Source organism: Nafulsella turpanensis ZLM-10, from assembly GCF_000346615.1.
Classification (GTDB): Bacteria; Bacteroidota; Bacteroidia; order Cytophagales; family Cyclobacteriaceae; genus Nafulsella; species Nafulsella turpanensis.
Window position 1 is genome coordinate 15,660 of sequence record NZ_ANNU01000055.1, and the last position, 26,978, is coordinate 42,637.

Annotated in this window: 16 protein-coding genes; 3 read left to right on the forward strand and 13 right to left on the reverse strand. The window is 50.0% G+C overall.

Going from position 1 to position 26,978, the window contains the following annotated elements; genetic code table 11:
* The first annotated feature begins 28 nt into the window (after window positions 1-28).
* Complete coding sequence (locus F752_RS26325) at window positions 29-175, forward strand: hypothetical protein (protein WP_017733369.1); 147 nt, start codon at window positions 29-31, stop codon at window positions 173-175.
* Window positions 176-345: 170 nt separating this feature from the next.
* On the opposite strand, the gene F752_RS0119190 is transcribed toward F752_RS26325, so the two are convergent.
* The 9 genes from F752_RS0119190 to F752_RS0119230 form a co-directional block, all read right to left on the reverse strand.
* On the reverse strand, window positions 346-1,986 hold the full coding sequence (locus F752_RS0119190) for an NHL repeat-containing protein (protein WP_020380542.1): 1,641 nt from the start codon (window positions 1,984-1,986) through the stop codon (window positions 346-348).
* Window positions 1,987-2,151: 165 nt separating this feature from the next.
* Complete coding sequence (locus tag F752_RS0119195) at window positions 2,152-2,793, reverse strand: hypothetical protein (protein ID WP_017733371.1); 642 nt, start codon at window positions 2,791-2,793, stop codon at window positions 2,152-2,154.
* A 324-nt stretch (window positions 2,794-3,117) separates the two neighbouring features.
* Window positions 3,118-3,621 (reverse strand): hypothetical protein, encoded by a 504-nt coding sequence (locus F752_RS0119200; protein ID WP_017733372.1) that lies wholly within the window; start codon window positions 3,619-3,621, stop codon window positions 3,118-3,120.
* A 32-nt stretch (window positions 3,622-3,653) separates the two neighbouring features.
* Window positions 3,654-4,223 (reverse strand): hypothetical protein, encoded by a 570-nt coding sequence (locus tag F752_RS0119205; protein WP_017733373.1) that lies wholly within the window; start codon window positions 4,221-4,223, stop codon window positions 3,654-3,656.
* Window positions 4,224-4,378: 155 nt separating this feature from the next.
* The gene (locus tag F752_RS0119210) at window positions 4,379-5,065 is read right to left on the reverse strand and encodes a hypothetical protein (RefSeq protein WP_017733374.1); all 687 of its coding nucleotides are present in this window, start codon (window positions 5,063-5,065) and stop codon (window positions 4,379-4,381) included.
* Complete coding sequence (locus tag F752_RS26710) at window positions 5,062-6,774, reverse strand: RHS repeat-associated core domain-containing protein (protein ID WP_017733375.1); 1,713 nt, start codon at window positions 6,772-6,774, stop codon at window positions 5,062-5,064. The genes F752_RS0119210 and F752_RS26710 overlap by 4 nt, the downstream gene beginning before the upstream one ends.
* 136 nt (window positions 6,775-6,910) lie before the next feature.
* Window positions 6,911-7,399 (reverse strand): hypothetical protein, encoded by a 489-nt coding sequence (locus tag F752_RS0119220; protein WP_017733376.1) that lies wholly within the window; start codon window positions 7,397-7,399, stop codon window positions 6,911-6,913.
* Window positions 7,400-17,017 (reverse strand): SpvB/TcaC N-terminal domain-containing protein, encoded by a 9,618-nt coding sequence (locus F752_RS0119225; protein ID WP_152425216.1) that lies wholly within the window; start codon window positions 17,015-17,017, stop codon window positions 7,400-7,402.
* An 81-nt stretch (window positions 17,018-17,098) separates the two neighbouring features.
* On the reverse strand, window positions 17,099-19,060 hold the full coding sequence (locus F752_RS0119230; RefSeq protein ID WP_017733378.1) for a T9SS type A sorting domain-containing protein: 1,962 nt from the start codon (window positions 19,058-19,060) through the stop codon (window positions 17,099-17,101).
* Window positions 19,061-19,701: 641 nt separating this feature from the next.
* Between F752_RS0119230 and F752_RS24630 the strand changes: the two genes are divergently transcribed.
* Window positions 19,702-20,133, forward strand: a complete 432-nt coding sequence (locus F752_RS24630) for a MauE/DoxX family redox-associated membrane protein (protein ID WP_017733380.1) — start codon at window positions 19,702-19,704, stop codon at window positions 20,131-20,133.
* Window positions 20,134-20,257: 124 nt separating this feature from the next.
* Complete coding sequence (locus tag F752_RS0119245; RefSeq protein WP_017733381.1) at window positions 20,258-20,509, forward strand: DUF6520 family protein; 252 nt, start codon at window positions 20,258-20,260, stop codon at window positions 20,507-20,509.
* Between the two features lie 115 nt (window positions 20,510-20,624).
* Here F752_RS0119245 and F752_RS0119250 read toward each other — a convergent pair whose 3' ends face one another.
* From F752_RS0119250 to F752_RS0119265, 4 genes are all read right to left on the reverse strand, one after another.
* Window positions 20,625-21,950 carry a DUF3738 domain-containing protein gene (locus F752_RS0119250; RefSeq protein WP_160164144.1) on the reverse strand — a complete coding sequence of 442 codons (1,326 nt, stop codon included), beginning with the start codon at window positions 21,948-21,950 and terminating at the stop codon, window positions 20,625-20,627.
* 127 nt (window positions 21,951-22,077) lie between these two features.
* Entirely contained in the window at window positions 22,078-23,127 is a 1,050-nt protein-coding gene (locus F752_RS0119255; protein WP_017733383.1) for a PLP-dependent cysteine synthase family protein, read from the reverse strand.
* A gap of 90 nt (window positions 23,128-23,217) precedes the next feature.
* Entirely contained in the window at window positions 23,218-25,461 is a 2,244-nt protein-coding gene (locus F752_RS0119260; RefSeq protein ID WP_017733384.1) for a protein-disulfide reductase DsbD family protein, read from the reverse strand.
* Window positions 25,462-25,592: 131 nt separating this feature from the next.
* Window positions 25,593-26,966 (reverse strand): RagB/SusD family nutrient uptake outer membrane protein, encoded by a 1,374-nt coding sequence (locus F752_RS0119265; RefSeq protein ID WP_017733385.1) that lies wholly within the window; start codon window positions 26,964-26,966, stop codon window positions 25,593-25,595.
* Window positions 26,967-26,978: the final 12 nt, after the last annotated feature.

Consider the following 26,978-nt stretch of genomic DNA (forward strand, 5'->3'; position numbering starts at 1 on the left):
AAATTGTATTATTACCATTAGACATTTAATGGAAGGTGAAAAATATTTTTCAATAAAACAAATTCAAAACCCTCACCTACAGCATTTTAAAGCAAATTACCAAGCCTTTACCATGCATCAAACGGCACCATCTGATAGCAAAAAAAATGAACGTGTAATTGAATTAATTTTATAATGCAGCAATTAATCAGCTTTAGGCTAGCGGAACGGCCGGTAAAAAAATTTTATTTTTTTTAGTTCAGGGGAAAAAATGTCCGAAAACAGCGCAAAGCCTCGGGCCTTGCGCCAAAAAAAAGCCCTGTCTGCATTGCAGACAGGGCCCGTGAAATGGTCCAAAGGATTTGCTTACCAGATTCGGTGCATATGGAAGCTTCTGGAGTTCATGCCTTCTCTGAGTTCACTCATTAAAAAGCTCCCATCGGGCAGGCTTAGCACATCCCCCAGGTAGGAATAGCCGGCACTGACGCAGCTGTTTTCCACATAGCTGTGATATTTACCTCCCGCTACGGTCGTCACGATACCGGTACGCAGGTCAATACTGTTCAGGCTGCCCTCATCCATATAAAAGCCTTCCGTATAATAGAGAATGCGGTTTTCACTATCCATCATCAGGTCGACCGGATTATCCGCATAATCATGCTCTTCCCCTGAAATGGTAATCAGCTCTTTTCCTTCCACGAGGCTGGATACCACACCCTTTTTCAAATCCAGCTTGCGAATCACTTCCTCCACCTCATCTACGATATACAGGACGGAATCCCCGTCTGCCGCCATGCTGAAAGGACGGCCAAAACCGGCAGAGGCCGCCGGGCCATCCATAAGCTCTGTTTGGCCATTTCCGGCGATGGTGAGCACTTCTCCACTGACAGGATCCAGGCGGCGGATCAGGTTATTTTCATATTCAGAAATATAGAGGTAACCATCCCCTGCAGCCGTAATGCCCTGAGGCAGGTTGAAGCTGACTGCCGATCCGATGCCATCCTGCGCACCCCTTGTATCTGAACCGGCTACGGTACTTACCTCCCCTGTCATCGGATCCACCCTGCGGATGCGATGGTTCCACTGGTCGGTAACATACAACTGCTTATCCGGGCCGAAAGTAAGGTCGAGGGGTTGCTTAAACATGGCCGCCGTCCCCATACCATCTGCAAAACCCTCCGGCCCGCCAGCCAGAGTCGTAACTTCCATGGTTTCAGGATTAAATTTGCGAATGCGGCTGTTCCCCTCCCCGTTGTCGAGGACATATACCATTCCGTCCGGGCCAAGGGTCATGGCAGTTATTCCACTGAATTTGGCGTCGGCACCGGATATTTCCTCCTGGCTGCAAGCCACCACCGGCAGTTCCAGGGCGGAAGTATAAGTCTTTCCCTTTACCGTGGCCACTACTTTTCCGCTTTCGGCCAAAGAAGAAAGCCTGATCCAGAGGACCTGATTTTCCGCATCCACCCTGAAAACCTGTGTTCTGTGCCGGCCGGCTGAGGAGCCTCCCACCATACAGCTGACGGCATTTTCCTTTAAATTTTCGCTAAAGGGGATGCCATAGAGGGCCACCATTTTTTCAGGGTTGGCGGTTCCGGGACTAAACCGGAGTCCGGTTTCCGGCTCTATGACCGTAAAAGGGGCCGGGCTCAGGCTTTTCTGCTCCTCAATACTGATGGAGATGGGTCCGCTGACCACCCCGGGAGGCACGATGACCCAGATACTATCCTGGTTCCGGGAATAGTAATCAGCCTCCACGGTTTTAAATCCGCCCCCTTCCACCGGGAAGCTGACCTTATTATAATTAACGGTTATGCTAAACTCCAGGCCGCTAATCACCATACTGGTTCCTTCCGCTCCCTGGGTTGGATAAAAGGAAATGGAGGGATTGACTGCCCCTGTTTCCTCTTCTTTAAAGCCGGGGGTAAGAGGCTCTTCATCCTGGCAGGACCAGCACATCGCCACCATCGCCATCAGCAGGAGGAGGCTTGCTTTATTTTTCTTCATGATTAAAAAGGATAGGTGAAAGGCCGAAAGCTAAGCAAGCCCTGTCAAATAATTCCGGCAAGTTTTGTTAGAATGGTACGTAGCCATGATTTTACCTTAGCAGGCACCGGGCATTGGCCCCCGATGGAGAGGCCAACTCTTTCTCTTTATCATCCCTGCTTTTCTTCAGGGATATTCAAAGCCCAATTTTATTTTTGAAACCCTGGAAGCGTTCATACTACATTCCAGAAAATAAGCAGGCATGTTATACTTCTGCAGAAATTCCGAACCTGAATAATCATCTATTTTATAGATAATGAGAGAATCACTTCTAAATTCATACTCTTTTCCCTTTAGCTCCAGGAGCTCCTCCAGTGGCATGCCTAATTTTATACCACTTTCCGTACTAAAGTTTTCAACATCCACCCTTGCCTCACAGACTTCCATATCCTTTTTCACATATCCTATTTCGAACACACTAAAAGAAAGCTTCTCATTTCCTTCATATTGATATCCAAAAAGATATTGGGAACCATTTCTATTACAAAAAGGAAGCACGTATGCTTCTCTTAAGCTGTCCACCAACTTCAGGCGCTCCGTTTCCCCATAAAATTCATCTAAGGACGTTCTGTTGTGTAATTTCAAAACACCATGAATGGTACTGTCCGGAGTAAATATGGCTTCCTGTCTCACATCCTCTTCATGAACTTTTGGTGTTTGATTCCTCCTGCTGCTGGTTTTACTTTCCGTGCAAGAGATGATTACCTGGGAGAGAAGGAGCAGAAGGATTTTCCTCGCCATTCGGTTCGACTTTTTTCCTATTTCCATTATTATGAGGATTATGCAGAGTATCCTTTTTAAGGGGTGCCACTCTGGCTAAATAAAATAGTATCGATAAATCCATTAAGAAAAAAGCGGCGGAAAGAGTCTCCTCATCCCGGAGGTTATTCCACCGCTCATCTGGCTAAGCGCCTCCATACAACATACGTCCAGGCTATACCCTCCGGCCCAATTGATACCCATTTTTATCAAAGGCTCCCATCTTTTTGAATAGTACAAAGTAAAACAACAACCTGCCTGAGACAACAGGCAGGGCTTTCTTTTTTTATAAAAATACTATCCGGTATAGGCTGGCATCCCCGAGAAACTTGCTTAGCGGTTTTTCCAACTAACAGGATATTCCTTATTTCCCTCTATGGTAAATACTTTAAACCCTTCAATAGTTATGGTGTGTAATAAAACAGAATCTCCAAGTGCAGCATTATCAAACCAGTTACTCTCCTTCAACCCCCAATCAGGATCCTTTACAAATATTTTTTGTCTACCCGTGGGCAGGTCGTAGAGTAAAAAGATATCTGTTCCTTCCTCTTTACCCAGATAAGACACCTCCATCCCAAGATCCGTATTATGTACCAGCTTGATTATTCTACCCTCTTCCACCCATGCGATGTAAGCGCAATCCATATCTGCCGGAGGAGCACTCCTTTTCACAGGTAAAATGACAAAACAAGTATCAGATACATTTTTACCCTCCCCGGCTTCTGTAAAGAGAATAACCGGAGAAACATCAGGCTCATTTTTTTCGACCACCTCTTTCTCCACCTTTGATGTGCAGGAAAAGAAAATCAATGAAAGCAGGAAAGTAGTATGGCTCATTTGAAGTATTATTAAATTCCTATTCTGCTGAATCAATTGATGGATTGCCTTCCAAACCTATAGCTGTACTCCAGTTTCTCCCCGTCCGGGTAAACCATACCGGTGAGTCTGTTCCAGGTGTCATAATTCCGTTCGGTGGTATAGGTCTGGTCGTCATGCTGGGGAATGACAATGGTGCGGACATTCTTTACCACCTCGCCCAGAGGGCCATAGAAGAATTCCTGTGCCCCCGAGGCATCTTCCTGCTGCAGTTCTATCCGTCCGGCACGGTGATGGGCCGCTCCGGCTTCTCCGTAGGTATAGTGGACGTTATTCTCCGGGTTCTGCGGATAGATGATATCCGTCAGTCTTTCATAGTCATAGGTATAGAGCACAGGCCCTGCTCCTGCTTCCCTGAGGTTGGCTGTGAGCAGCTCTGTCATATTGCCTGCAAGGTCATAGGTATATTCCGTCAGCCCCGCATCCGGATGCAGGCGGGTTTTACGCCGGCCCAGCTGGTCATATTCCGAAACCGTAGTATGGTCCAGGTCATTGGTTGCCGTTCGCTGCTCGCCTATGGCATTATAGGTAAAGCTCGTCCAGATATCGCCTGCGTTCTTCACGGTCGTTACCCTGCCGCGGGCATCGGTAAACTATTCTTTGGCCCTTATGGACACAAGATTAGGTCATGCTAATCATGAAAGTTTTTATATTTTAATAACGAACTAAAGAAATTTACAGAATAAACCATTAAATATCTGAAAGTAAAATATTAAAATCATTGCGGGAAATGTTTATACAACTCTTTTTGCCTCCATGAATCTATTGCTAATAATTTTACTGTATTTGCATTAAGGATGCCATTCTTTTCTTCTATTACTTTCTCTGCAGCTTTATACCAATCTACTGGTACTCCTTGTAAATCTTTATTAGGCAAAAATTCATAAGCTAATTTTTCTTGAAATCCGGAATCAATCATTTTTGCAACAGCTGAAGAAAAGTTAACAAAATCCCTTATTTCGGAACTTCCATTTACCTTATGGAACAATTCTTTTTGTTTCAGAAATCTCTCTTCAGTTACCTTTACAGCTACTAAAAAATTAGCTATTCCATTTTTATCATTACCATTCCACCAAGAATCTACTAACCCTTCTTCTGTGAAATCAGAATCCAGTAAATCATATCTTTCTCCTTTTGTCAGAAAAACACCTATCCTTTGATACGATTCCTTAGGGATATCACCCCACACCGATCCCCATCTTGTAGATTTAGAAAGATAATATGAAGCTGTAAACTTAGACTCATCAAATCGAGATATGATCAAACCTAATGATAGAAAACATCCATTGACCACTTTTATAAACAGTCCATCAGAGCCATTCACCTTATCTTTAAACTCTAAATACCCCAAATCCTGTAGGTTCTTATTTACACCTTTAATTAATTTAGCTTTAGTTAATTTCATTCCAATTTATTTTTTGGTCCTAGATATGTTGGGGAGCCAGGTTGGTAATTTGGAGACTGTGGATTATAAAAAATGGTTTCTGTGCTATGACCATTCTTTTGCATTAAACTTTCTCTCTTTGCAGCAGATCTTCTTCCGGAAGGAGTATCAGGTTTAATAATGACTGTTGTGCCATCAGGTCTAACAGCATCTTTCCTAACATTTGTACCATCTTTTAATGTCATCGGCACTTCAGTATTTGCCCCTTGTTTCCTTAATCCTTTTTGAATTTGCCTATGTGCTTCTTGTCCAATTGCCGCCGATTTTCTAAGCTTCGACATCTTAATAGCATCACTAATCCTATCCAATCCTTTTGCTATTCTTGGAATCTTAGCAGCATCTCCGGCGTACGGAATTAAACCAAAACCACTTATAAGAGCATCACCATAATCCCCATTTTCAAAGTACATGCCGCCATTAATAACATCAGCAATTCCAGTAGGGTCTACTGCCCCAACTATATCCAAGCCAGTTTGGACAATGGCTCTACCCTCTAAAGTATGGTTTCCTCCAAAATCTGCCCCAAATGAACTAGCATCAACGGCAACGTCAATCAAGTCAGTTTTAATCGTAATACTGGAGTTATTTTGTCCTTTAATTATGATATCTAAAGGAGCCTTACCATCTGGATCAGTAAGTCTTACTGGATTATTGAGCGTATAATTATATGCATTCCAGCCGGCAAACTTCTCAGCCATGGGATCCACCGCCAGCCACACACTCGTCTGGGGGTCATAGAATCTGGCTCCGTAGTAATACAGCCCTGTCTCCTCATCCAATTCCTTTCCATTGTAAAGGTATGGAGTTCTATGCGTATTGGAATGCTCCTCCACGAAGGTTTCCCCAAAGGCAAAGTACTCCAGGTGCTGGTATACCTCTCCACTGGCATCTGTAATATACGAACTACTTCCTAAATGGTCGGGGTGGTAATAGTACTGGAAGTGCTCCCCTTCTTTACCACCTTTTCCGCCGCCATTGCCATTACCGCCGCTTTCGCCCTCGCCGATGATCTGTCCCGGCGGTATCTTTCCGCTCTTTCCGGCGGTGAGGATGGCACCATCATGGCCCAGGAACTTCAGGTTTCTCACAATGCCTTCGCGGCTCTGCTCCTGCTTGTCGGGATAATTCACCTTGTCGCCACCGGCTTTTTGGCCCTTGCTGGCATCGGCCATGCCGCCGCCCAACTTGCTGACTATTCTTTGCCCCTCGATATAGAAGTGCTTGGTATAGCCGCCGCTTTTCAGCACAATATAAGGGTTTACATAGACGGTGTAATTGCCCATATTGCCACTACCACCTTTATGCTCGTTATTGACGTAGGCTGCCTGTCCTGAACTTCTTCCTTTAATGACTCTGGTACCGGATGCATCATAGGTATAGTGGAAAGCAGCGCCATTATCATAAATGGTCCTGATTCTATTCTCCTCGTCCCACAGAATCTGCCTCCGCTGGCCAGACACATCATGCGTCCATCCGGTCTGATTACCATTTTTATCGTAGCTGTAAGCCTGCTTGCCGATATGGGTTGGAGCATTGGGCTGCTCCTGCCCGTACTCATAGCTCTGGCTGTAGGTGGTCTTCTTTTGCTCTTTCCATTCATTCTCCTCTCCGCCTTTCCGCTCATGAGTCTGCTGCTTAGCCGTAATACCGCCTACGGTATTGTAGTCCATGTGCAGGCTGTAGCGGTGTTCATGGCTGCTGCCCTTGAAAGAGCCCGTAGCATCGGTTACTTCCCATTAGCACTGCTGAAATGAGTTCACGAACTTAAACAGCACTAGCAAGACAAAACTTTATAATTGCAATATTCTATAAACTAAATATATCCCAACTCCAGTACCTACCATAAAAAATTATATATAGAAAAAATAACACTAGTGGTATCGCTGCTAATAATCCTTTCAAATATCTATTTGATGGCATATTTAATGAAATATCATCTTTTTTTAGCAGAGCCTTTACAGTAAAATATGTACTCAAAATAGCGAGTATAGCTGGCATACTAAAACCAATAGCCTCCCATTGAAACTTATGCTCCAATACGACCTTTTTCAAGTTCATTATTAACAAAGGCAATTCATAAACCAAAATTAATGAACAGCCGATACTTCCAAGAATTAAGCCTATTTGCTTTGTATAAACAATTGCCGGGAGAGCTAGTACAAGTAAAATAATAGTTCCTACCAATGCTATAATAGGAGAATAATTTGCTAATCCTGCAGAAACTCCCCAGTAAAAAATAATTAACAGAAAGTTTAATATCGATGAAAGCAAATAACATATATATATTCTCATCATTTAATCTAATTGAGGCTTTTTATCTGTAAATTGCTTATTCCATTCAGCGATTTTATAATTCTTACCCCCTGAATTTACACCTGTAAAGTTACCATTCTTATCAGTTGATATAGTAAAGTTAAAACTGGTAACAGGGTTACTTCTATCCTCGCCAAATAAACTCCCAACGCCCCAATCTTTATCCACCCCTGCATCTATCTGGCCTACTCCAATGAATACACTTTGGCCACTTGGATCGGTAATAAACGCTTCCGTACTCGGAAAGTTATCTCCAGTAAGTTTACCACTAATTGCTAAAGTACCTGCCGCTCTATTTTCTGTGATTGAAAATTCAGAAAAAACATCAATATTAGGTGTTCCAGGGGGTGTTTTAGGGTTTGCCGCAGCTGAATGGGTTCCAAAGTGAAAAGTTTTAGAATCACCATTTCTTTCCGTCCTAAATCCACCAATAAAATTAACTTCAGGTTTTGCAGTTTCTGCACCAGTTGGATTTGATGACCGGTATGTTGGCGAACTCCAACCATAAGCCTGTATAGAAGATTTATCAGTATCAAATAAAATCCTTTGATGTGCTCTTGCCGTTGGCCCCTGCCCACTAGCATAAGAAGGTGTATTTGAATATCCTCTATCATCTCCATGAAACCCAAAACCAAACGTTTTAAATGGAGCAAATGATCTAATTGTTATCGGGTAAGGTATCCTACCATCTGGATCAGTATAGGCAACAGGATTATTAAAAGTGTAATTATATGGCGACCATCCCGGCATCTTTTCTCCTAACGGATCCACCGCCAGCCAAACACTCGTCTGGGGGTCATAGTACCTGGCTCCATAGTAATACAACCCCGTTTCCTCATCCAGCTCTTTTCCATTGTAGAGGTAAGGTGTGCGGTGCGTATTGGAATGCTCCTCCACAAAAGTCTCTCCGAAGGCAAAGTACTCCAGGTGCTGGTATACCTCTCCGGAAGCATCCGTAATATAGGAAGAACTGCCTAAATGATCCGGATGGTAATAGTACTGGAAGTGCTCCCCTTCCTTCCCGCCTTTTCCACCACCATTGCCATTACCGCCGCTTTCGCCATCGCCGATGATCTGTCCGGGCGGTACCTTTCCGCTCCTTCCTGCGGTAAGGATGGCACCATCATGGCCCAGGAACTTCAGGTTTCTGACAATGCCTTCGCGGCTCTGTTCCTGCTTATCAGGATAATTGACTTTGTCACCACCGGCCTTCTGTCCCTTGCTGGCATCTGCCATACCGCCGCCTAATTTAGAGACGATTCTTTGTCCCTCGATGTAGAAGTGCTTGGTATAGCCGCCACTCCGGAGCACGATATAGGGGTTTACATAAACCGTATAGTTGCCCATATTGCCGGAGCCGCCTTTGTGTTCATTGTTCACATAAGCCGCTTGTCCGCTGCTGCGGCCTTTGATGACTCTTGTACCCGAAGCATCATAGGTATAGTGGAACGCAGCGCCATTATCATAAATGGTCCTGATTCTATTCTCCTCATCCCAGAGGATATTCCTCCGCTGGCCAGACACATCATGCGTCCAACCTGTTTGATTCCCATTTTTATCGTAGCTGTAAGCCTGCTTGCCGATATGGGTTGGAGCATTGGGCTGCTCCTGTCCGTACTCATAGCTCTGGCTGTAGGTGGTTTTCTTTTGCTCCGTCCACTCATGCTCCTCTCCGCCTTTCCGCTCATGAGTCTGCTGCTTAGCCGTAATGCCGCCTACGGTATTGTAGTCCATGTGCAGGCTGTAGCGATGCTCCTCTGTACTGCCTTTGAAGGAGCCGGTGGCATCGGTGAGGCGATACAAATCATCATACTTGTATACGTATTCTGAGGAGCCTCCCATCAAACTGCTGGTAGGGATGGGTGCATTATTGGTCAGGTTGAGGATGTTGTTGACCTTGTCGTATTTATAAACATTATCCATCATGGCCCGGCCACTGGCCGTCTTCGCCACCATGTTGTGCAGCCTTCTTCTTTCCGGCTCATAGGCATAGGTGGTTTTGGTGCCGTTGCCATATTCCAGGTACACCCGCTGCTCGAACTTGTCATAGCCCAGCTGCTTCACATAGTGAAACTCCTGCCCTTTCTTTTTGCCACTCATGCTGTAAAGTAAGCCACCGACATTGTAGGTATACTCCAGCTTCTCCCCGTCCGGGTAAACCATGCCGGTCAAGCGGTTCCAGGTATCATAAGTCCATTCGGTGGTATAGGTCTGGTCGTCATGCCGGGGAATGACAATGGTGCGGACATTCTTTACCACCTCGCCCAGAGGGCCATAGAAGAACTCCTGTGCTCCCGAGGCATCTATCTGGTACTTGATACGCCCTGCCCGGTTATGAGGAGCCCCGGCCGGGCCATACTCATATTGCACATTGTTCTCCGGGTTCTGCGGATAGGTGATATCGGTGAGCCTTTCATAGTCGTAAGTATAGAGCACAGGCCCTGCTCCTGCTTCCCTGAGGTTGGCCGTGAGCAGCTCCGTCATATTGCCTGCAAGGTCATAGGTATATTCCGTCAGCCCCGCATCCGGATGCAGGCGGGTTTTACGCCGGCCCAGCTGGTCATATTCCGAAACCGTAGTATGGCCCAGGTCATTGGTAGCCGTTCGCTGCTCGCCTATGGCATTATAGGTAAAGCTGGTCCAGATATCGCCTGCGTTCTTCACGGCTGTTATCCTGCCGCGGGCATCGGTATACTGCTCGGTAATCATTCCATTGGCATCTGTACTCCGGGCCATAAACTGCTGGCGCCCGTCCCGGTCCGACCCAAACCCATAAGAGGTTTCACTGGAATTCTCATCCGGCAGGTTCACCTCCCGTACGCGTCCCAGCACATCGTAGAGGGTTTCGGTGGGTTTAGCTACCTCAGTATCCTTTTCTGTATTTAAATGCTTAATGTTGGCCGGACCCTTATCTTCCAGGGTCGGATACCAGGTTTTCACCACCCTTCCCAGCCCGTCGAACTCCTGCCAGCCCGATACCACCATCATTTCCTTATCGGCGGCCCCTTCCTGGTAAATAGCCACATCCTTTTTAGTCTGCAGCACACGTCCCAGCCCGTCTACAAAGGTGGCCGTTTCCATCCTGTTCTCCGGATGCGCCGGGTCATAATGCTCCGTCAGCGCCCAGGGCACCTCATCGAAAGGATGGTAGGTAAACTGAAGGGTAAAGGGAGCACCGGATGTCTGCTCATAAGGGCCGGTAATGGTTTTTACCCTTCCCAGCTCATCGATGGTATAGCTGATCTTCTGCCCGTTCAGATCCACGCTTTCCAGCAGCTGCCCGAACTTATAGTCATATTTGGCAGAAGAGGTATAATTAAAAGAATTGCTGACCTTTTCGACATAGCTATAGACCTGATTATCATACTCATAGCTGATTTCCATGCGCTGCCCTTCGGCATTCTCCGGCCGGGTCACTTTCTGCAGGTTCCCGAAAGCATCGTAGCGGAAGTTATATACCGCAGCCTCCTCCTCATTAAGGTACTGTCGTATTTCCTTTACCAGGCCATTCGGGTAAATATCCGCCTCCCGAATGCGGTAGGTTTTATCCGTTCCCTTTACCACGATTTTTTGCGGCTGGTCGACGATATACTGATCATTGGCTGTCAGGTAATGATACAGAATATCTGCGGTCAAATCATCTTCCGTGCCGGCTCCGCCTTCATCGATGATCTGGCTCATATTGCCATAGGCATCATAGGCAAAGGTGATTTGGGTACTAAGACCTGCATTAGGATTTCCCTCATAAAACTCCTGTACCGTCTGTTCCAGGGCCGGAAAAATCCGGTACGGATCGTTGTCCATTGTAATCTCCTCCAGCTCCTGGCCGTTCACCGGATTAACCAGCCTGTATAGGTTTGCCTTCTTTACATAAGGCTTTCCGCTGCTGTCGAGCAGCGTTTCAGATTCCAGCAGGCCTTTATGATAATAATTATCGTTATGGAAGGTCTGCACCAGCTGGGTATAGACGGCATTGCCTTCCTGGGTGTTATGGGTACGGGTCGTTACTTTGCCAAAGCCATAGAATTCGCGCTCGTGGCGGTCGTAATAACCGGCTTCATAGGCAAAGCTGGTGTGCAGGCTATCTGCCCCATCCTCTTTTGCATCTAAGCCGTCGAACATTTTTACCTCGCTCAGTACCCAGGCCGCATTCGGCATTTCATAGGTATTGCCCACCCTCTCGTATTCCAGGGCAAAGCTGGCCCCCATGGGACGCTGTACTGATTTCAGGAGATTGGTCCTGCCGATGGTGGAGCGTTTCACCGATAATTCCGAACTTGTATTAGAGTACAGTAAATCTGGATAGCCATCTCCATCAATATCAGATAAACGGTAGAGCTCTCTGCTTACAGAGTTTCCCTTACTCACACTTGGGTTTACATATAGCTTACCAAAGAACAAAGGAACCGATGCTGTAAAAGCTGCATTTCCTCCCAGGCTGGTGCCCTTAGTGTCTCCAAGCCCATGGAGGCCTTTCCATGATATTGGCTTGCCAAAGCTACTTCCTAAATTAAGTCTTACACTATCCCCGGCAATATTAAGTATATCTACCAGACCATCGCCATTTACATCCTGCATATTATTCAGCAGCTTACTGGTGGAACCTGAAAGGCTCACTCCGCCTGAAATACTACCACTGGCGATGCTAAATCCTAGTCCGCCGCCATAGCTGGTATTTTCTCCCTGCTGAATCTGGTTGAAATTCCATTCTTCTTCCTCAGCAAATTTATACCCGAGGTTTAAAGCCACCCGTACCTGGCCTTCATCATTTACGGTTAACCTGTCAGGCAATCCATCTCCATTTATATCCTTCCAGGTAAAGCGTGTCTCATTGGTCCCTTCTCCATAGCTTCCGCTTAAACCGGCACTATTTTTCCCACTTCCTAAGAGAACAGTCATACCCATAATGCTTGTAGACCTTGACTGCACCTTTTCATCCAGCGCGCTACCTGATATAGTAAAGCCTTTAGAACTTGTCCGTATCTGGTGGTTTTGTTTAAAACCATGGGAAACAACTTCTTCAAGCAGACCTCCGGTTTGTCGGGTATACTGGATCTTGCCAGGCGTTACCACATCAGGATAACGATCGCCGTTCATGTCCATGAAATCAGTTATTACCGTAGTGGGTCCTCCGGCATAAACACCACTCGCACCTGCCACACCTCCACCAATACTCACTCCGCCACTACCGGAGGTACTTGTACTTTCGGTTACTTTATTGATGGCAAAAGCAGCCGAACCATCTCCTTCTGCAATAAATTCCAGTGGAGATAAATCATCTGCCCCTAAGCGGGCACTGCTCATCCGGCTGGCCGTCAGGTAAATGTCCGTATCAAATCCTTTCCAGGATCTTTGCTGTTCATCAGCGGCAAGGATGATGAGCATTTCTTCAGCAGGCTTAAAGAGTTTTTCCGAATCCAAGTTTTCCAGATCCTCTGCATCTTCAATACCTTCAAAATCCTCCTCCTTCATTTCCTCTACTGCTGTATTCCTCTTTAGCAGGCCTTGATCAATGCCTGCTATGGATCTCCAATCATTACCATTATAGGAAAAATGCCCCCATTGGCGATACATTGAACCAAAAATTCCGGGACCTACGTGCAGATAATAATCCGCTTCCACCTCTTTGGGCTCTTCTTCAGGAAAGCTAACCGCTACTTTTAAATCATCTATAAGTCCAGGAGCTGTAGGATTGCTCGTATGGTACTCAAAAAACAGGCGTTCTCCTTTTTTGATTGGAAGATAAAGACTATCGGCGATTACTGGCTGTCCTTCCGTTAAAAGGACAGTGTCTTTATAAACCAATTCATTTACTTTTTTAACAGAGAAAATGATTTCCACCTCTCTTTCCAGGGAAAGATCTTCTTTAAGCGTTATCTTCGGTTTTATCCGGAGAGTATCAGCATCTTCCTTTGCCGTCCATCCCATTCCGGAAGAAAGGGCACTATAAATACTGTAGTATGGAACAGGATAAAAGTTAAATAAATATTCCCCTTTATCGTTCTTTACCTTTGTACCCGCATAATCATCGGAAGCAGTGTAATACAAATTCGGTACCCATTCAATAGATGACCAGTCCACATTGGTGGAGGATCGAATGCGAAAGCTTATATTTTCTGCCGAATCAACCTCAAAAGGAGCTAAGGCAAGGCCTGTATCATGGGTGTCATCCCATTGGTAGTGTCGCTGCAACAAAATCCGCTCATTATCAGCACCATCTTTCCTGCTAATGATCTCCACTATAATTTCATCACTGGTAATCCCCTTCTTGAAATCACTCTTCAATTCTACCGTTCCTTTAAAGGGGAGAGTGGTGCTCATTGGTGCCGAAAAAACAAAGTCCTCTTCACTGCTGTATCGGTAATAGGATTTATTATTGGCATCTGTCAAATCATAATCTTTGTTCACATATTCAATCACAGGCGCCCAGTTAACCTGGTCATTTTCTCCATTGTCGATGGACTGGAGCCTGAAGTAAATTCTTTCCCCCTTTTTGACCGAAATCTTATCCACCCCTTCCGGTTTATGCCATCCAAAATCACCTTCTTCTATAGTCTCGTTCCATAGGACCTTATTTTCGCGCTGTATGGAAATCCGCACGCCATCCGCATTATTGGCCGCATCATTTTGAGCAGGCTCTACCAGCTGGACCTCCCCTTTAATGCTGACTTTCCCATCAAAAGGGGCCACCCACATTCTTACCATATCATGTAAAGGGTTCTGCCTCTTTTGTTCGTCAATTTCGTTTTGATCTACTGTTATGATATCCCCTTTTACAGGGCTTCCTCCCGAAACCCGGCTCGGTGTAAATTTACTATCTGTCGTAAAAGTAGGGATACCCGTATCAGGATGGATATAATTAAAGTATACAAGACCATTTGCAACAATGTCTGTAAGTTGATCTCCATTTGCATCTGCAAAGTAGACAGAAGTCGTACTTTTCGTTTTACTTTTTGAAACGCCAACATTTACAGCAGCAGCCGCTACACCGAACTGAGCCTCTAGACCCCCTCCGATGGTTTTGCTTTTCTCTTCATGAAAGGACTCAGCGGCATGAAAGACCAAAGCAACTGCTTCTCCAAAAGTTCCTTTTTCCACTGCAGTCCCTTTGTTTGGCCTGAATTTTATCCCTTCCTCATCAACAAAGACTTTATCCTGTAATCCATCACCATTTATATCAATAAGGGTAGTCATTCCTTTACTTTCTGATCTGGCAAAATTAAATGTCGCTCCCACTGAATTGGTTTTCAACCAGTAGTTAAAGTCGAAGCCTACCCCGATACTGGTACCTGCACTAAAATCAGAGCTTCTCGTTCCGCTTAATACACTGGCTTTACCTAAAAATGTTTCTTCATCAGAGGTAGAGAAGGTGCCTTTTATGGCATCTGATGGAACCACCCATTCTTCTTTTTCACCGAAAGGAGTAAACACCTCATCCTCGAATACCTCATCATAATAGGTAAAGCTGTGGGTATGGAAGATATCACCATTCGCATCCAGTTCGCTAATACTCCTCAGCAGGTTTTTGCCAAAGGCTCCCGGCTCATATTTTAAGACATAGCTTCGGATGCTTTCCGACCCATACTTCACTTCTATGCCTGTCAGCAGGTCTGCCGTTACCTGCTTAAAACCATAACGGGCATTGATGCTGATATCCGTCCGTCCCTGCTCCCGGCTGAAGTGAACGGAATATTTCCCTGGGACAGAAGAGTGTTCGGTATAAGTAATTTTACTGATATACAACTGCCGGTCCTCTAACTTTCCTGAATTATTCTCCTCCTGCACCTTTTCATATTCATAGCGCACGGAATTTCCGTTCAGGTCCATTACCTTCACCAGGGCCCAGTGGGCAATATTTCCGTCAGCATCCTTGAGTACCGCCTCATCCATAACGCCGTTCGTTCCGCCGTAGTAATATTTCACACCACTCTTATCGGTGACGGTCCAGTAATAATCTTTCGTGGAAGCCTTGAACCGTTCAATCCTGTTAAAAGCGCCCTCCACCCTTGGATAGAAGCGTTTTGTCCCGCCCGATCTCGCTTCGGGTGCCTGCTGCCGGTGTGCCATTGGACTAAGCATCTCCCCGTTCAGGCTATAAGTTTCGGTTTCCTCTGCCGAATCATAGCGCGGCACGCCCCAGCGGGTATCCACACTGATGGACGGGATGTTGAGGTTCCAGCCCAGGCCAAGCCAGCCGTTGCCGCCCCCGCTGTTATAGCTGATGGCCAGCTGCGGCTGCATGCCGTTCCGCCCGGCCGGTAGTTTAAGAGGGTAGCTCATGGAGGCATTGCCGGTATTATTCGCCTGCGGAGGGGCCAGCAGGTTCATGCCCGCCATGGGGTTTGCGGCCTTGATGCCCTTCATGGAGGTAGAATTATAAGCATTCACTTCCGGTGATTCAGGCACCTTGATAATGGCATTGATCATATCCGTAAAATGGGTCGTGCGCGACACCAGCACCCCCTGCTCTCCGAGCAGGGTATCGGCCGGCAGCGGCACCCAGTGGTGCGTCTGCTCGTCAAAATAATAGGTTTTAATATCCGCGGCGGTATAGCCCTCCGGGATTTTACTTTCGTCATAGCCCATACGCAGCTCCACCTCCCGTTCGAACAGCTGCCCGTGCGGCAGAAAACGGAAGCCTTCATTGTAAGCCGTTACGTTTACCATGCCCGGATCAAGGGCCGGAAGGTCCACCTGCCTCAGGGAAGTAATGGATAAACGGGACGCCTGCCGGAGGTCGCCGGGCTTCACTTCCAGACCTGCTCCCTGCAGTGAAAGCGCACAATCCAGCCCGGTCGTAAACAACTGGCGGGTATGTTGTCCTTCTTTTTCAAAATCATACATAAAGTCAGCCTTTCTGCCCTGACGGAATTCAAATTCCTCACAAAGCAGGCTGCCATCCGGAAGAAAAGCCTCCACCGACAGCTGAAGGCGCTCCTGTCCCTTTTCCAGCGGCTTTACGATAAGGGCTTCAAAAGCGCCTTCCGATACTCTGGCAGGCTGGCCCTCAATCAGCACCCTGGCCTCTCCTCCTTTTAGGCCCTGCAAAAATCCCTTGACATAGACCTGGTTCTTTACAGAAGTAAAGGCTTCCGGCTGATTCAAAATAATAGCAGGTGCGGTGGGGCTCCCTCCTGTTTCCACCTCAATGGACAGGTTACGGATCCGGTAGCTGTGCCGCCCTCCCCGGGCTATGGTAAAACGGATAACGTTATCCCCTTGCTTCAGCCAGCGGGCATCTATCTGTTCACGCTGCCGCGACCAGCCCTTTTGCTCTTTTACCAGGTACCCTCCTACGGACAGCTGGTCGTTGATGCTCCGGGAAACCGCCGTATGGTCGGCCACCCCCTCCAGATCATACACCAGCCACACCTTTTTGTGGTGCGAAGGAGCCTCCTCCAGCGCCACATGGAAAATGTTATCCGCCGGGTTATCTACCGGAATATCTTCTGTAATACCAATAAGCCCTTCCTGCAGGCCCGCCCCATAGTGAACAGAGGCCGCCACGGGTTTAGCGGCGGGATTGGTACTCAGGGCCGGCCTGCTCAGCGTACAGAGGAGCAGGAGAAGCATTAATGCTTGGGGAGTGAAACTTTTCATATGGGTACAGGGCCTGCAAAAGCTTACAGGCGAATAATGAAACTTGAACTAATAATGGATGACAGCTGAGGAAAAAGGCCCTTACTGCACAACGATTCTTTTTACCTCCGTTCCTTCCGGAGTATCCAGCATGATGTTATACATACCAGGGTCCTTCAGGGCCATGTTAAACTGGTATTCCGCACTATGTTCCCCTTTCTGATGATGCAGCAGGTTGCCCGAAAGCGAATAGACCCGCAGGCTTACAGGACCTGCTTCCTTCAGCGACACACTTACCTTGAACTGCTTTCCACTGCTGACCGGCGAAGGAAAGACTGCAAAGCGCCGGGCGACCGCTCCTGAAATCACTATTTCATCGGTAAAGGAACAGCCTTCCGCATTGCTAACGGTGACCGTATATATTCCGGTTTCACCAATACTGATCCGGGGGTCCGTACTGCGGAAACCATAGCTGCTTTCCCAGAGATAGGTCGCGGGGATGGTATCCGGCACGAACTCGCCGGCATTCAGGAGGAGTTTGCTTCCGGCCGGCAGGGGCCGGTCTTCGCCCAAATCGACCACTAAGGTATTGGGCAGCTGAAGGCTGAACTGCCTTTCGGTTTTGTAATTCTCCGCGTCTGTGATTCTCAGGTGGTAAACACCTGCTTCCAGGCTGTCCTGGCTGAATTCCCGTGGTCCTTTCCATTCCCGCAGTGCGTCACTGCCTTCTTTCCGCAGGCTATAGCGGTAGGGCGCTTTTCCTCCTGTTACCCGGAAGGCGGCCCGGCCACCTGCGGGCTTTTCACAGTCCGGGTGCTGCAGGCTATGTACCTGCGCCACCATATATTTAGCCCTGGCAAGGCTGAAGCCGTCTTTACCGGAGCGGTCACTGTCCCAGCGAACCCCGCGGTACACACTGATGCTATCCTCCAGCACGGTATCGGCCAGTACAATATTCACATTATCAAGGGAATAATCGCCTCTACCCGTCGGGTCGATAAGCAACCAGTAGGCACTGGAGTCATTCGGGAGGCTGGCGGTGGTAAACCGCAGCTCAGTAGCCAGCTGATTAATTTCACTGCCACTGGCGGTCATCAGCCATTTCCGCTCCAGTACCGCCAGCAGGGTATCCTGCTCCTGTTCCTTTTTCAGCGTATCCGAGAGGGCAAGATTATTATCCCCCCACAACAGAAAATGTTCATCAGGAATAGTGGCTTTATTTTCCAGGTTGGTGGCGGCAGGCGGACCTGCACTTAGCAGCAGAAAGCGGGTCGTATCATAGGCACTGACACTTTGTTTCTGGTGCAGCGAAAAGGCCGCTGCCCGGCCGATGCCAGCCAGCCGCCAGGCATATTCCTGGTTCTCTTCCGCCTTCCAGAGCACCTGCTCGGCGGCACTGACATAGTTCCCCTCCTTTAAGGGAATTCCGTATTTCAGGGCCAGGTAAGTCTGTATCTGCACCCGCTCCAGAAAACTCAGGCTCTTGTCAAAAATCATTAGTTCTGCCAGCAGGCCCTTGAACACCTTAATTGTATCCTGTTCCTTCCCGGAAGTCCCCAGGGAAAGGTATGCTTCCGCGCTGATGGAGCTGGTTTCATTCCATTGCTGCACAAGCGTACTCAGAATGGCCATCTTCTCATTTTTGCCATAACCATCCACCGCCTCATCGGGACCGGAAACCCGCCGGGTACTGAAGAGGATGCGGCGGGAATTTCCTTTTTCCGTTCCCCAAATCCCCCTTTCCACCGTATCGGCAGACTGGTAAACGGCAAAGACGGTAATTTCTGAAAGCCCTTCAAGGCTGTAGGGAATCTGCATATAATCATCGCTTCCGTCGTAGCGCAGCACGCTGTTAAAGTTCAGCAGCCCGTCCGCCTGAGGGGCTTCCCCTTCTGCTGCCACGGCATGCTGATCATGACCGCTCTGGTCCATCCAAAGGCCATTGACAGAAGTTCCCGTATCTCCCCTAAGCCAAAGCCGGGGAAGCGGCAGCGTTCCGGTCTGAGCCGGGACCAAGAGGGGAAAGAACAAAAGAAGAAGGAGGAAGCAAAGCAGTTTTCGCATGACTGTTCTTTAAGTGGCAGCTCTGGTGCATCAACTAAATATTACGTTGCAAGCCAGGACTGTTGAATGCTCCAAAAGTAGCCAAACCGCCAGGGCAGACTTTCTTTCTTTTCCCGTAAATATTATGTTACAGATAAAAACTGAAATTATAGCGTCATTTTTCAGCCAACCCGCTCCTGCTGCTCAACGTTTTAAGAAAATAATCCTGCTGCATCACGCCTGAGTACAGGAAACAGCAGATGTAATAAAGTGGCCGCCTTTACCTATATTTTACTCGTTCCTTTTCCTTCACCACCATTTCAGCCTTTTTTCTTACATGAGCCAGCCGCAGACAGCAAAGACCCTGTACAATATTCCTGCACTCTCTTTCCCTACCCCTGCGGGATACCAATCAGCTGGTTTTAATACAGCATCTCCTTTCCCCTCATCACAGTATCTGTTATGCCGGATGAATAAGCGGCATTTTTCACGACCAGAAGCATTTTCCTGCAGGCTTATCCGGTTCCGCCGCTGTCCCGCCTGCCACCTCTTTCTGCGGAAGGTAGGGCCGGTCTCCCCGCGGGTGTATTATACGTGAAGGGGGATGCCTGATAAGGCAGCTTCCGCCAGAGCCGGTGAGGCCCCGCTTAAAAGAGAGCATCATGAAACACCCGCATCGCCTTTTATACCTGTCCCTGCCGCTTATCCTGCTGCTGGCCTACACCGGCATCAGCAAGCTGCTGGACCTGAAGCAATTCAGCCAGGACCTGCTCAGCCAGCCCCTGCCCGACAGCCTGCACCCGCTCCTGGTCTGGCTGCTGCCCGCGGCAGAGCTGGGCGCAGCCCTGCTGCTGGCCTGGAAACCCCAGCGGCCATTCGCCTGGTGGCCCGCCTTTGGGCTGATGGGGATGTTCACCCTCTATACGGTCCTGATATTATCAGGCGCTTTTGCCTATGTTCCCTGCTCCTGCGGGGGAATGCTGGAAAGTCTTTCCTGGAAAGAGCACCTGCTGGTAAACAGCTTTTTCTGCTTCCTTTCCCTGAGCGGCCTTTATCTTGCTCTCCACCAAAAGCCACCCTCCACCCGACCTTAAGCTATCGCGCGAAAAGCCTGCCCGGGCAGGCAAAGGGAGTAGCCGAAAACCCTTAACAGAGTAGGTATTTATTCAAAATGTAAGACGTTTTCCGGTTTTTTGAGTGTTAAAAAAGCCTGCAATTATGATGAAAAATCTGAAAAACAAACTGGCTGCCCTGGCCTTTGCCACCGCAGCCCTTGGTGCCTTTGCCTTTAGTCCGGCAAAGGCAGACCAGAACCTGAAACTGTTCGGCAACCTCAACGGCCAGTGGGTCGAGGTAACAGGCAGTTATCGCTGTCTTGCCAGTTCGGAGATTTGTGTGGCCCGCTTTGAAAACAACGACCCGCAGCATGGCCAGATGGTAGAATCCTCAAGGGGCCGGTTTATCCAGTAAACTTCCTTTTAAGAGGGAAATAAAAAGCACAGAAGGCATCCTTCTGTGCTTTTTCTGTTCTTAAACCCACCACAGGCTACCTTCAGAACCTACTGCATAAAGTGCCGTCGATACCTTATTCCTCCTTTTGCGCCCTATCCCGAATCACCAGTACGGGGACTTTGGCTTTTCTTTTCTGCAGGTCAAGACCATAGGGTTGAAGGGCCCTGCGCACGGCTTCCACATCATTCATTTCCGTTTCCAGCTCCAGATCTACCATGCCTTCATAGCCCGTGAGATCCACCACCGGTCCGTCCAGGTGCTGCATATACTGGATATTGAGCAGGCGGACCAGCGGATGAAAGGTTGTATTTTGCAGCCGGAGCCCGAAAGGCCGGACATCAGCTTTCGCTTGCCCACCCCCGCTTTTAAACTTTTCTTTCCGGTTAGTGCGTACCAGCGCCCAGACAGGCCACTCTCTTACCTCTACCCTTGCCCGGTACTGCGGAAAGAGGCGGTCCAGGTCTTCCTGCATCATGCTAAACTCCTGTCCCGCCAGACGCGCCGGAAACTGCAGTTCATAGCAGTAGCCGTTCCCCTGCCGCAGCCAGTCCTCATAAGCTTCCCCTGCCCCTCCTGCATCGAAGGGGGCGGTTTCTTCCACCTCTACCGCAATCCGGTTCAGGCCAAAAAAAACGGCTACGCTGCTGTAAGCCAGCTGATATAAGCCTCGAAGCGGGTAGTTCATCAGGATAATCCGCCCCGGCTGCCCCTCCTTCGACTGCCGGTAAGTATAAAAGCCTCCCAGACCTTCAACATAACCGCTTAGCGTAGACTGGTAGATTGCATTCTTTTCCGGCAGGAGCTCATGCAGCCTGCCCAGCTTATCCTCCCGGTCGAAAGGCAGGCTTTGCAGGCGTGGCTGCCGGAACTCTCCGGCTACGGAGCCATCTTCCAGCAGGAGGCGGATATTAGCCGCATTTACTTCATTCAGGCTGGTTTGTGCCCGCACCACCCCCTGCGGGTCTATCCATACGTAGTGCGGCAGGCTTTCATGGGGAAAGAGCGCCCGCAGAGTCATATCCCGTACAACCATCGGTGGCTTTAAACCCTGCAGGAGCTTACGCTTCGCAAAAGTATTCTGCACCACCGCCTCCGGCTCATAGGTCACCGGCAGAAAGTGGATTTTCCCCTCGAACAGCCGCTCCAGGGAATCTGTTTTCGGGAACATCCCGATGCAGGCCCCGCACCAGCTGGCCCAGAAGTCCAGCACCAGCCAGCTGCCGCGGTAATCTCCCAGCTGAATCCGGCCTTCGGGGTGGTTCATGACGTTTTCCAGGATATAGGGTGGCAGCGTATCGCCTATCCCTAAAGGTCTTAAAGCAGTCGGGTCTGACTGCCCCCGGGCAGACAAACAAAAGAAGAACAATAACAGGCACAAAGCCCTGGCTAAATTTTTCATAGGTATTAGGTAGTTAAGTGTTTCATTTGAGGTGCTGATTACCAAAGCCGGCAGAAAAAGCCCCTGACCCAGCACCTCCTCCCACCCTGCCCTTCCAAAGAAGGAGCAGGCGGAGGGAGGCTGCTGCTTATGCAAGTCGTGCAATAGGTACATAATCCCTGAACTCTACTTCAGGCGTCACATAGCCTTCCCGGGAGGAGTGCTCCCAGAGCAGGTCGGTGCTCAGGTATTTTTTGTTGCTGTCGGGCAGCACTGTTACCACGGTGGAATCCTGCCCCAGCTCCTGCTGAAGCCGGATGGCGCCGACGACATTGGCCCCGGAGGAGAAGCCGACGCCCAGTCCCAGCCTGGCCGCCAGCTTCTGCGCCATCAGGATAGCATCCTCCTCCTGTGCCTGTACCACCGGTGCCAGCTCATCCAGGCGGACAATGGGCGGAATAAACTCATCGGAAATCCCCTGAATCCGGTGAAAGCCGCACTTGCGGCCGGTAGAGAGGGTGGGCGATTCCGCCGGTTCCAGCGGGTGGATACGCACCTCGGGATTGACACTTCGCAGATAGCTCCCTACCCCCATGACGGTTCCTCCCGTCCCTACACCGGCCACAAAAGCATCCGGCAGCCTGCCCAGCCGGGACAGCTGCGCCACAATTTCCGGTCCGGTGGTCTGGGCATGGGCCTGCACATTATCGGCATTCTCGAACTGCCGGGGCAGAAAAACATTCGGGTCCATGGCACCCATTTCGGTGGCCAGCTGAATGCTCCGCATAAAGCCGCCCTCCTCACGGCTCACCAGCCGTACCGTAGCCCCCATTGCTTCCATCAGGACGGCCCGTTCCCGGGTCAGCCAGTTCGGCATCACTACTTTCACCGGGTGCCCCAATGCCTGCCCGACAGCTGCAAAGGCAATTCCGCTGTTGCCGCTGGTAGCTTCCACAATGGTATCCCCCGGCTTCAGATGCCCCCTCCTCCAGGCCTTTTCCAGTATCCGGAGGGCCATCCGGTCCTTGATGCTGCCGCTCAGGTTATATTGTTCACATTTTACGAAGATGCTGCCCGGCTTCCCTTTATAGCAGTAGCGAAGCTCCAGCATAGGCGTATTGCCGATGAGAAAGCCCAGGCGGTAAAACTTATCTTCCAGTACTTTATCGGCATATTGAATGATTTCCTGCGTTTCCATTTGATGTTTATATTATTCAGGTTTTGAAAAATCTAAGAACTTATAGCTCTGCTCCCCCGGGAGCAGACAGTGCCTGAACCGCTTCCGGCTTTACAGCACCCCCCGGGCCGGAGCAGCCCTTTCCGGGCTGCCGATCCCTTCGCCCAGCTGCCGGATACTCCTGTAGGCCCTTTTTCCCTGCTCCAGGAAAGCGGCAAAGCGGTCCGGATTCAGTTCATAGGCCATGGGGTCTATCAGCAGCTGTCCGCTTTCCGGGTCCAGCAGCACATAGTAAGGCTGCGCATTGGTCCCGAAGCGGCTAATCTGGTAATCTGCATGCTGCCCGCCCACGGACTTTTTTATCCGGCCGTCCACTTCCGAACGATACCATTCAGCTTCCGGCAGTTCCGTTTTCTCATCCACATAAAGGGCCAGCAGTACATATTCCTCTTTCAGCAGCTGCAGTACCCTGGGATTGCTCCACACCCGGGCTTCCATTTCGCGGCAGTTCACGCAGCCATGCCCGGTAAAGGCAATAAAAAGCGGCTTACCCTGTTCCTTTGCACAGGCTATGGCCTGCTCCAGCTCAAAATAGCCCTGCAGGCCATGGGGCCAGTGCAGCTTATCGCCATATAAGGGCGCATCACAGATGCCGGAACCTTCCCTGCTAAGAGAAGCAGCCGTAGAACTTTGGCCGGGAAAACCGGCTGTTACCACCCCTCCTGCCTGCCTCGGAGGCAGATATCCGGCCAGTGCAGGAAGGGGCGCTCCGAACATGCCGGGCAGCAGGTACATCACAAAACTAAAAGCCGCCAGGGCCAGCAGGAGACGCGGCACCCCCACCTTTTCGTTGCCGTCTGCACCCGACAGGCGCAGCTTCCCCAGCAGGTAAAGGCCCATCAGGGAAAAGATAGTAATCCACAAGGCCAGGTAAACCTCCCGGTCCAGTAGGTCCCAGTGGTACACCTGGTCGGCTACGCTCAGGAATTTCAGGCCCAGGGCCAGCTCCAGAAAGCCCAGCACCACCTTTACCGAATGGAGCCAGCTGCCGGAGGCCGGCAGCTTATTGAGCCATTGCGGAAAAAGGGCCAGCAGGGTAAAAGGAAGGGCAAAAGCCAGGGAAAAGAAAAACATGCCTACAAGGGGCAGCAGCACCGCCCCTCCGGCCGAAGCAACCAGCAGGGTACCAACCAGCGGGCCCGTACAGGAAAAGGAAACCAGCACCAGCGTAAAGGCCATAAAAAACACCCCCAGGCTACCCCCTTTATCTGCCTGGCGGTCCGCCCGGTTTATCCAGGAAGCCGGCAGCCGAATTTCAAACAGCCCCAGAAAAGAAAGGCCAAAGAGGGTAAATACCCCGAAGAAGAGGAGGTTGGGCAGCCAGTGAGTACTGAGCCAGTTGGCAAAAGCCGGGCCGTTGAGCCAGGCCAGCAGGGTACCTGCTACTGTATAGATAGCGATGATGGAAAAGCCGTACAGAAGCGGCTTGCCCGGCCCGGCTTTCCCTCCTGCTGCCGGTGCTCTTTCAAAGGCAAACCAGCTTACCGTTAGGGGGATAACAGGAAAGACGCAGGGTGTAAGCAGGGCTGCCAGTCCGGCCATAAAAGCCAGGAGGGCAAAATGCCACAGGCCTTCCTCCGCGGCAGTATCCGCTGGGGCAGCATCCGCTGGGGCAGCATCCTCCTGAGGATTTGTCAGCCGCAGGCTTTCCTGCTCCTGCAGGGCTTCACCGCCGGCTTCCTGCTGTTCCACTGCCGGCCTCTCCCGAGTACCGGCGGTATCTGCCGGAGCAGCAGGAAGCGGAAGGGCTTTGTGCCGCCCCGCAGCCTTTTCCTGCCGGACCCGCTTTTCCGGCTGCTGCCTTCCAGGAGGCCGCGGCTTTACCTTTAGCTGGTTAAAGACAAAGTCAGCCTCTTCCATAATGCAGCGGCCGTCGCGTCTGCTGCAGAGCTGGTACCGGTGGGTGCCCTGTATCTGCGGGTTTTCGGCCAGCACCCGGATGCGCTGCCGGAACAGGGCCTGCCCTTCAAAAAAGCGGACATCCCCCTCCCACAGGGGGTCGTACTTTTGGGTTGGCTGAACCGATTCAATTTTTCCCAGCAGCTCATAGCTTTCGTGCGGTTCAAAGGAAAAGCTGGCGGGGACCGGTCCCAGGCCCGGATCGATATCCGATGCATACATAAACCAGCTTTTGTCGAGTTCCGCATCAAAGAATAGCTCTATTTCCTGTCCTATTTCCACCTCTTCCTGCGAAGTGTAATAGGTCCAGTCTGCAGGCTTCAGCACCTGCGCAGCTCCGGGCAGCCCTGCCAGGAGGAGCCCGATGCCCAGAATTAAAATCTTTATTTCATTCATGCTTTTTACTTTTCAAGGTTAGGATTGGAAGGCAACTGAGGAAGGACCTGCTGCCAGGCCCATCAGGTAAGAAGCGGGGGCAGTGGCTGTCGACAGGATACAGTCTGTCGACAGCCGGACCGGCCGCTTTTTCAGCGAGGGTTCTGCTCAATACCGCTTTGCTCGATTTCCTGTTCAGGAATCGGGTATACCCAGCGGGGGCTTCCCGGGGGCAGGGTATACACCTCCCCGTCTACTTTTCGCACCAGGGTTTTCGCATAGCGGGGATCCTGGTTGAGCCGCCGCAGGTCGCTCCAGCGCAGGCCGCGGAACAGCAGCTCCTTGCGCCGCTCCTCCAGGATGAGGTCCAGCGCTTCCCTAGCATTGGCGGCCGTAAAAGGCTCGAAGGTGCCGCTTTCCCAGCGGGTGGACAGAAGCCTATTCAGGTCTTCCAGCGCGCAGCTTACATCCCCCAGACGGGCGCGGCTTTCGGCCCGAATCAGGTACACCTCATCCGTCGCCAGTCCGCCGAACAGGAAATAAAACTGCCCGGAATAGTGCCCCCGGAAAAACAGGCTCCCATCATCCTTCCGGCTAAAGAAGAGCGATTTCCGCAGGTCCTCCTCCGCATAGCGGGCATAGAAATCTTCCTCCACCAGCGCCCGGTTAAAGGGCATTTCATAAGGATAAAGGACGCTATGGAAAATTACCTCCTCGTTGAAGAGCGGGAAAGGCACCGCCACGGCCGAATCCAGGTGGTTATAATCCATCAGGGAATGGTAAATCCCGAGGCTGCTGTCGGCATAAGCCGCGGCCGCTTCATAGTCCTGCTTATTCAGGCTTACCCGGGCCAGCAGCGCATAAGCGGCGGCTTTGCCGGGGCGGGTTTTATAGCTGCTCATGGGCGGAAGCAAAGGCACTGCCTCCTCCAGGGAGTTGAGGATTTCCGCATAGGTTTCCTGCAGGCTTGCCCGCTCCACCGGCTGGTTGATGTCCGCACTCAGGCGCAGGGGAATACCCGGAAGGTCCGCTGCCCTGCCTGGAACATAGGCAGGTGCAAACAGCTGACTGAGCGAATGGAAGGCATAGGAGCGGTAAAAAAGGGCGCTGCCCTTCAGGCGTTCCCATTCAGCCTGCTCCTCTGCTGTTACCTCCATTTTCTCCAGCCCCTCCAGCACCACATTGGCATAAAAAACCTGTTTATAAGGCAGACTCCAGTCCTCCGGCAGGCTGCTGCCGTAAATTTCCTCCGCCCAGATATAAGCATTGCGTTCGATTTCCGTCAGCAGGCTGTTCCAGTCTTCGGGCAGCAGGTAATAATTGTCGGCCCCCATAAAGCCGAGGGCAGGCTCCTGGTTCATCACTTCGAAGTCATTATCGAGCAGGGCCTGAAAATCCTGCAGGCTGGTGGGCACCAGCAGGGCATTATCCGGCTTTATGTCCAGATAGTCTTCGCAGGCGGTAAGCAGCCATACAGCCAGTAAAAGTGCCGGAAGCCAGCGGAAATGGTTATTGATTAGTTTCATAGGGTGTTAGAT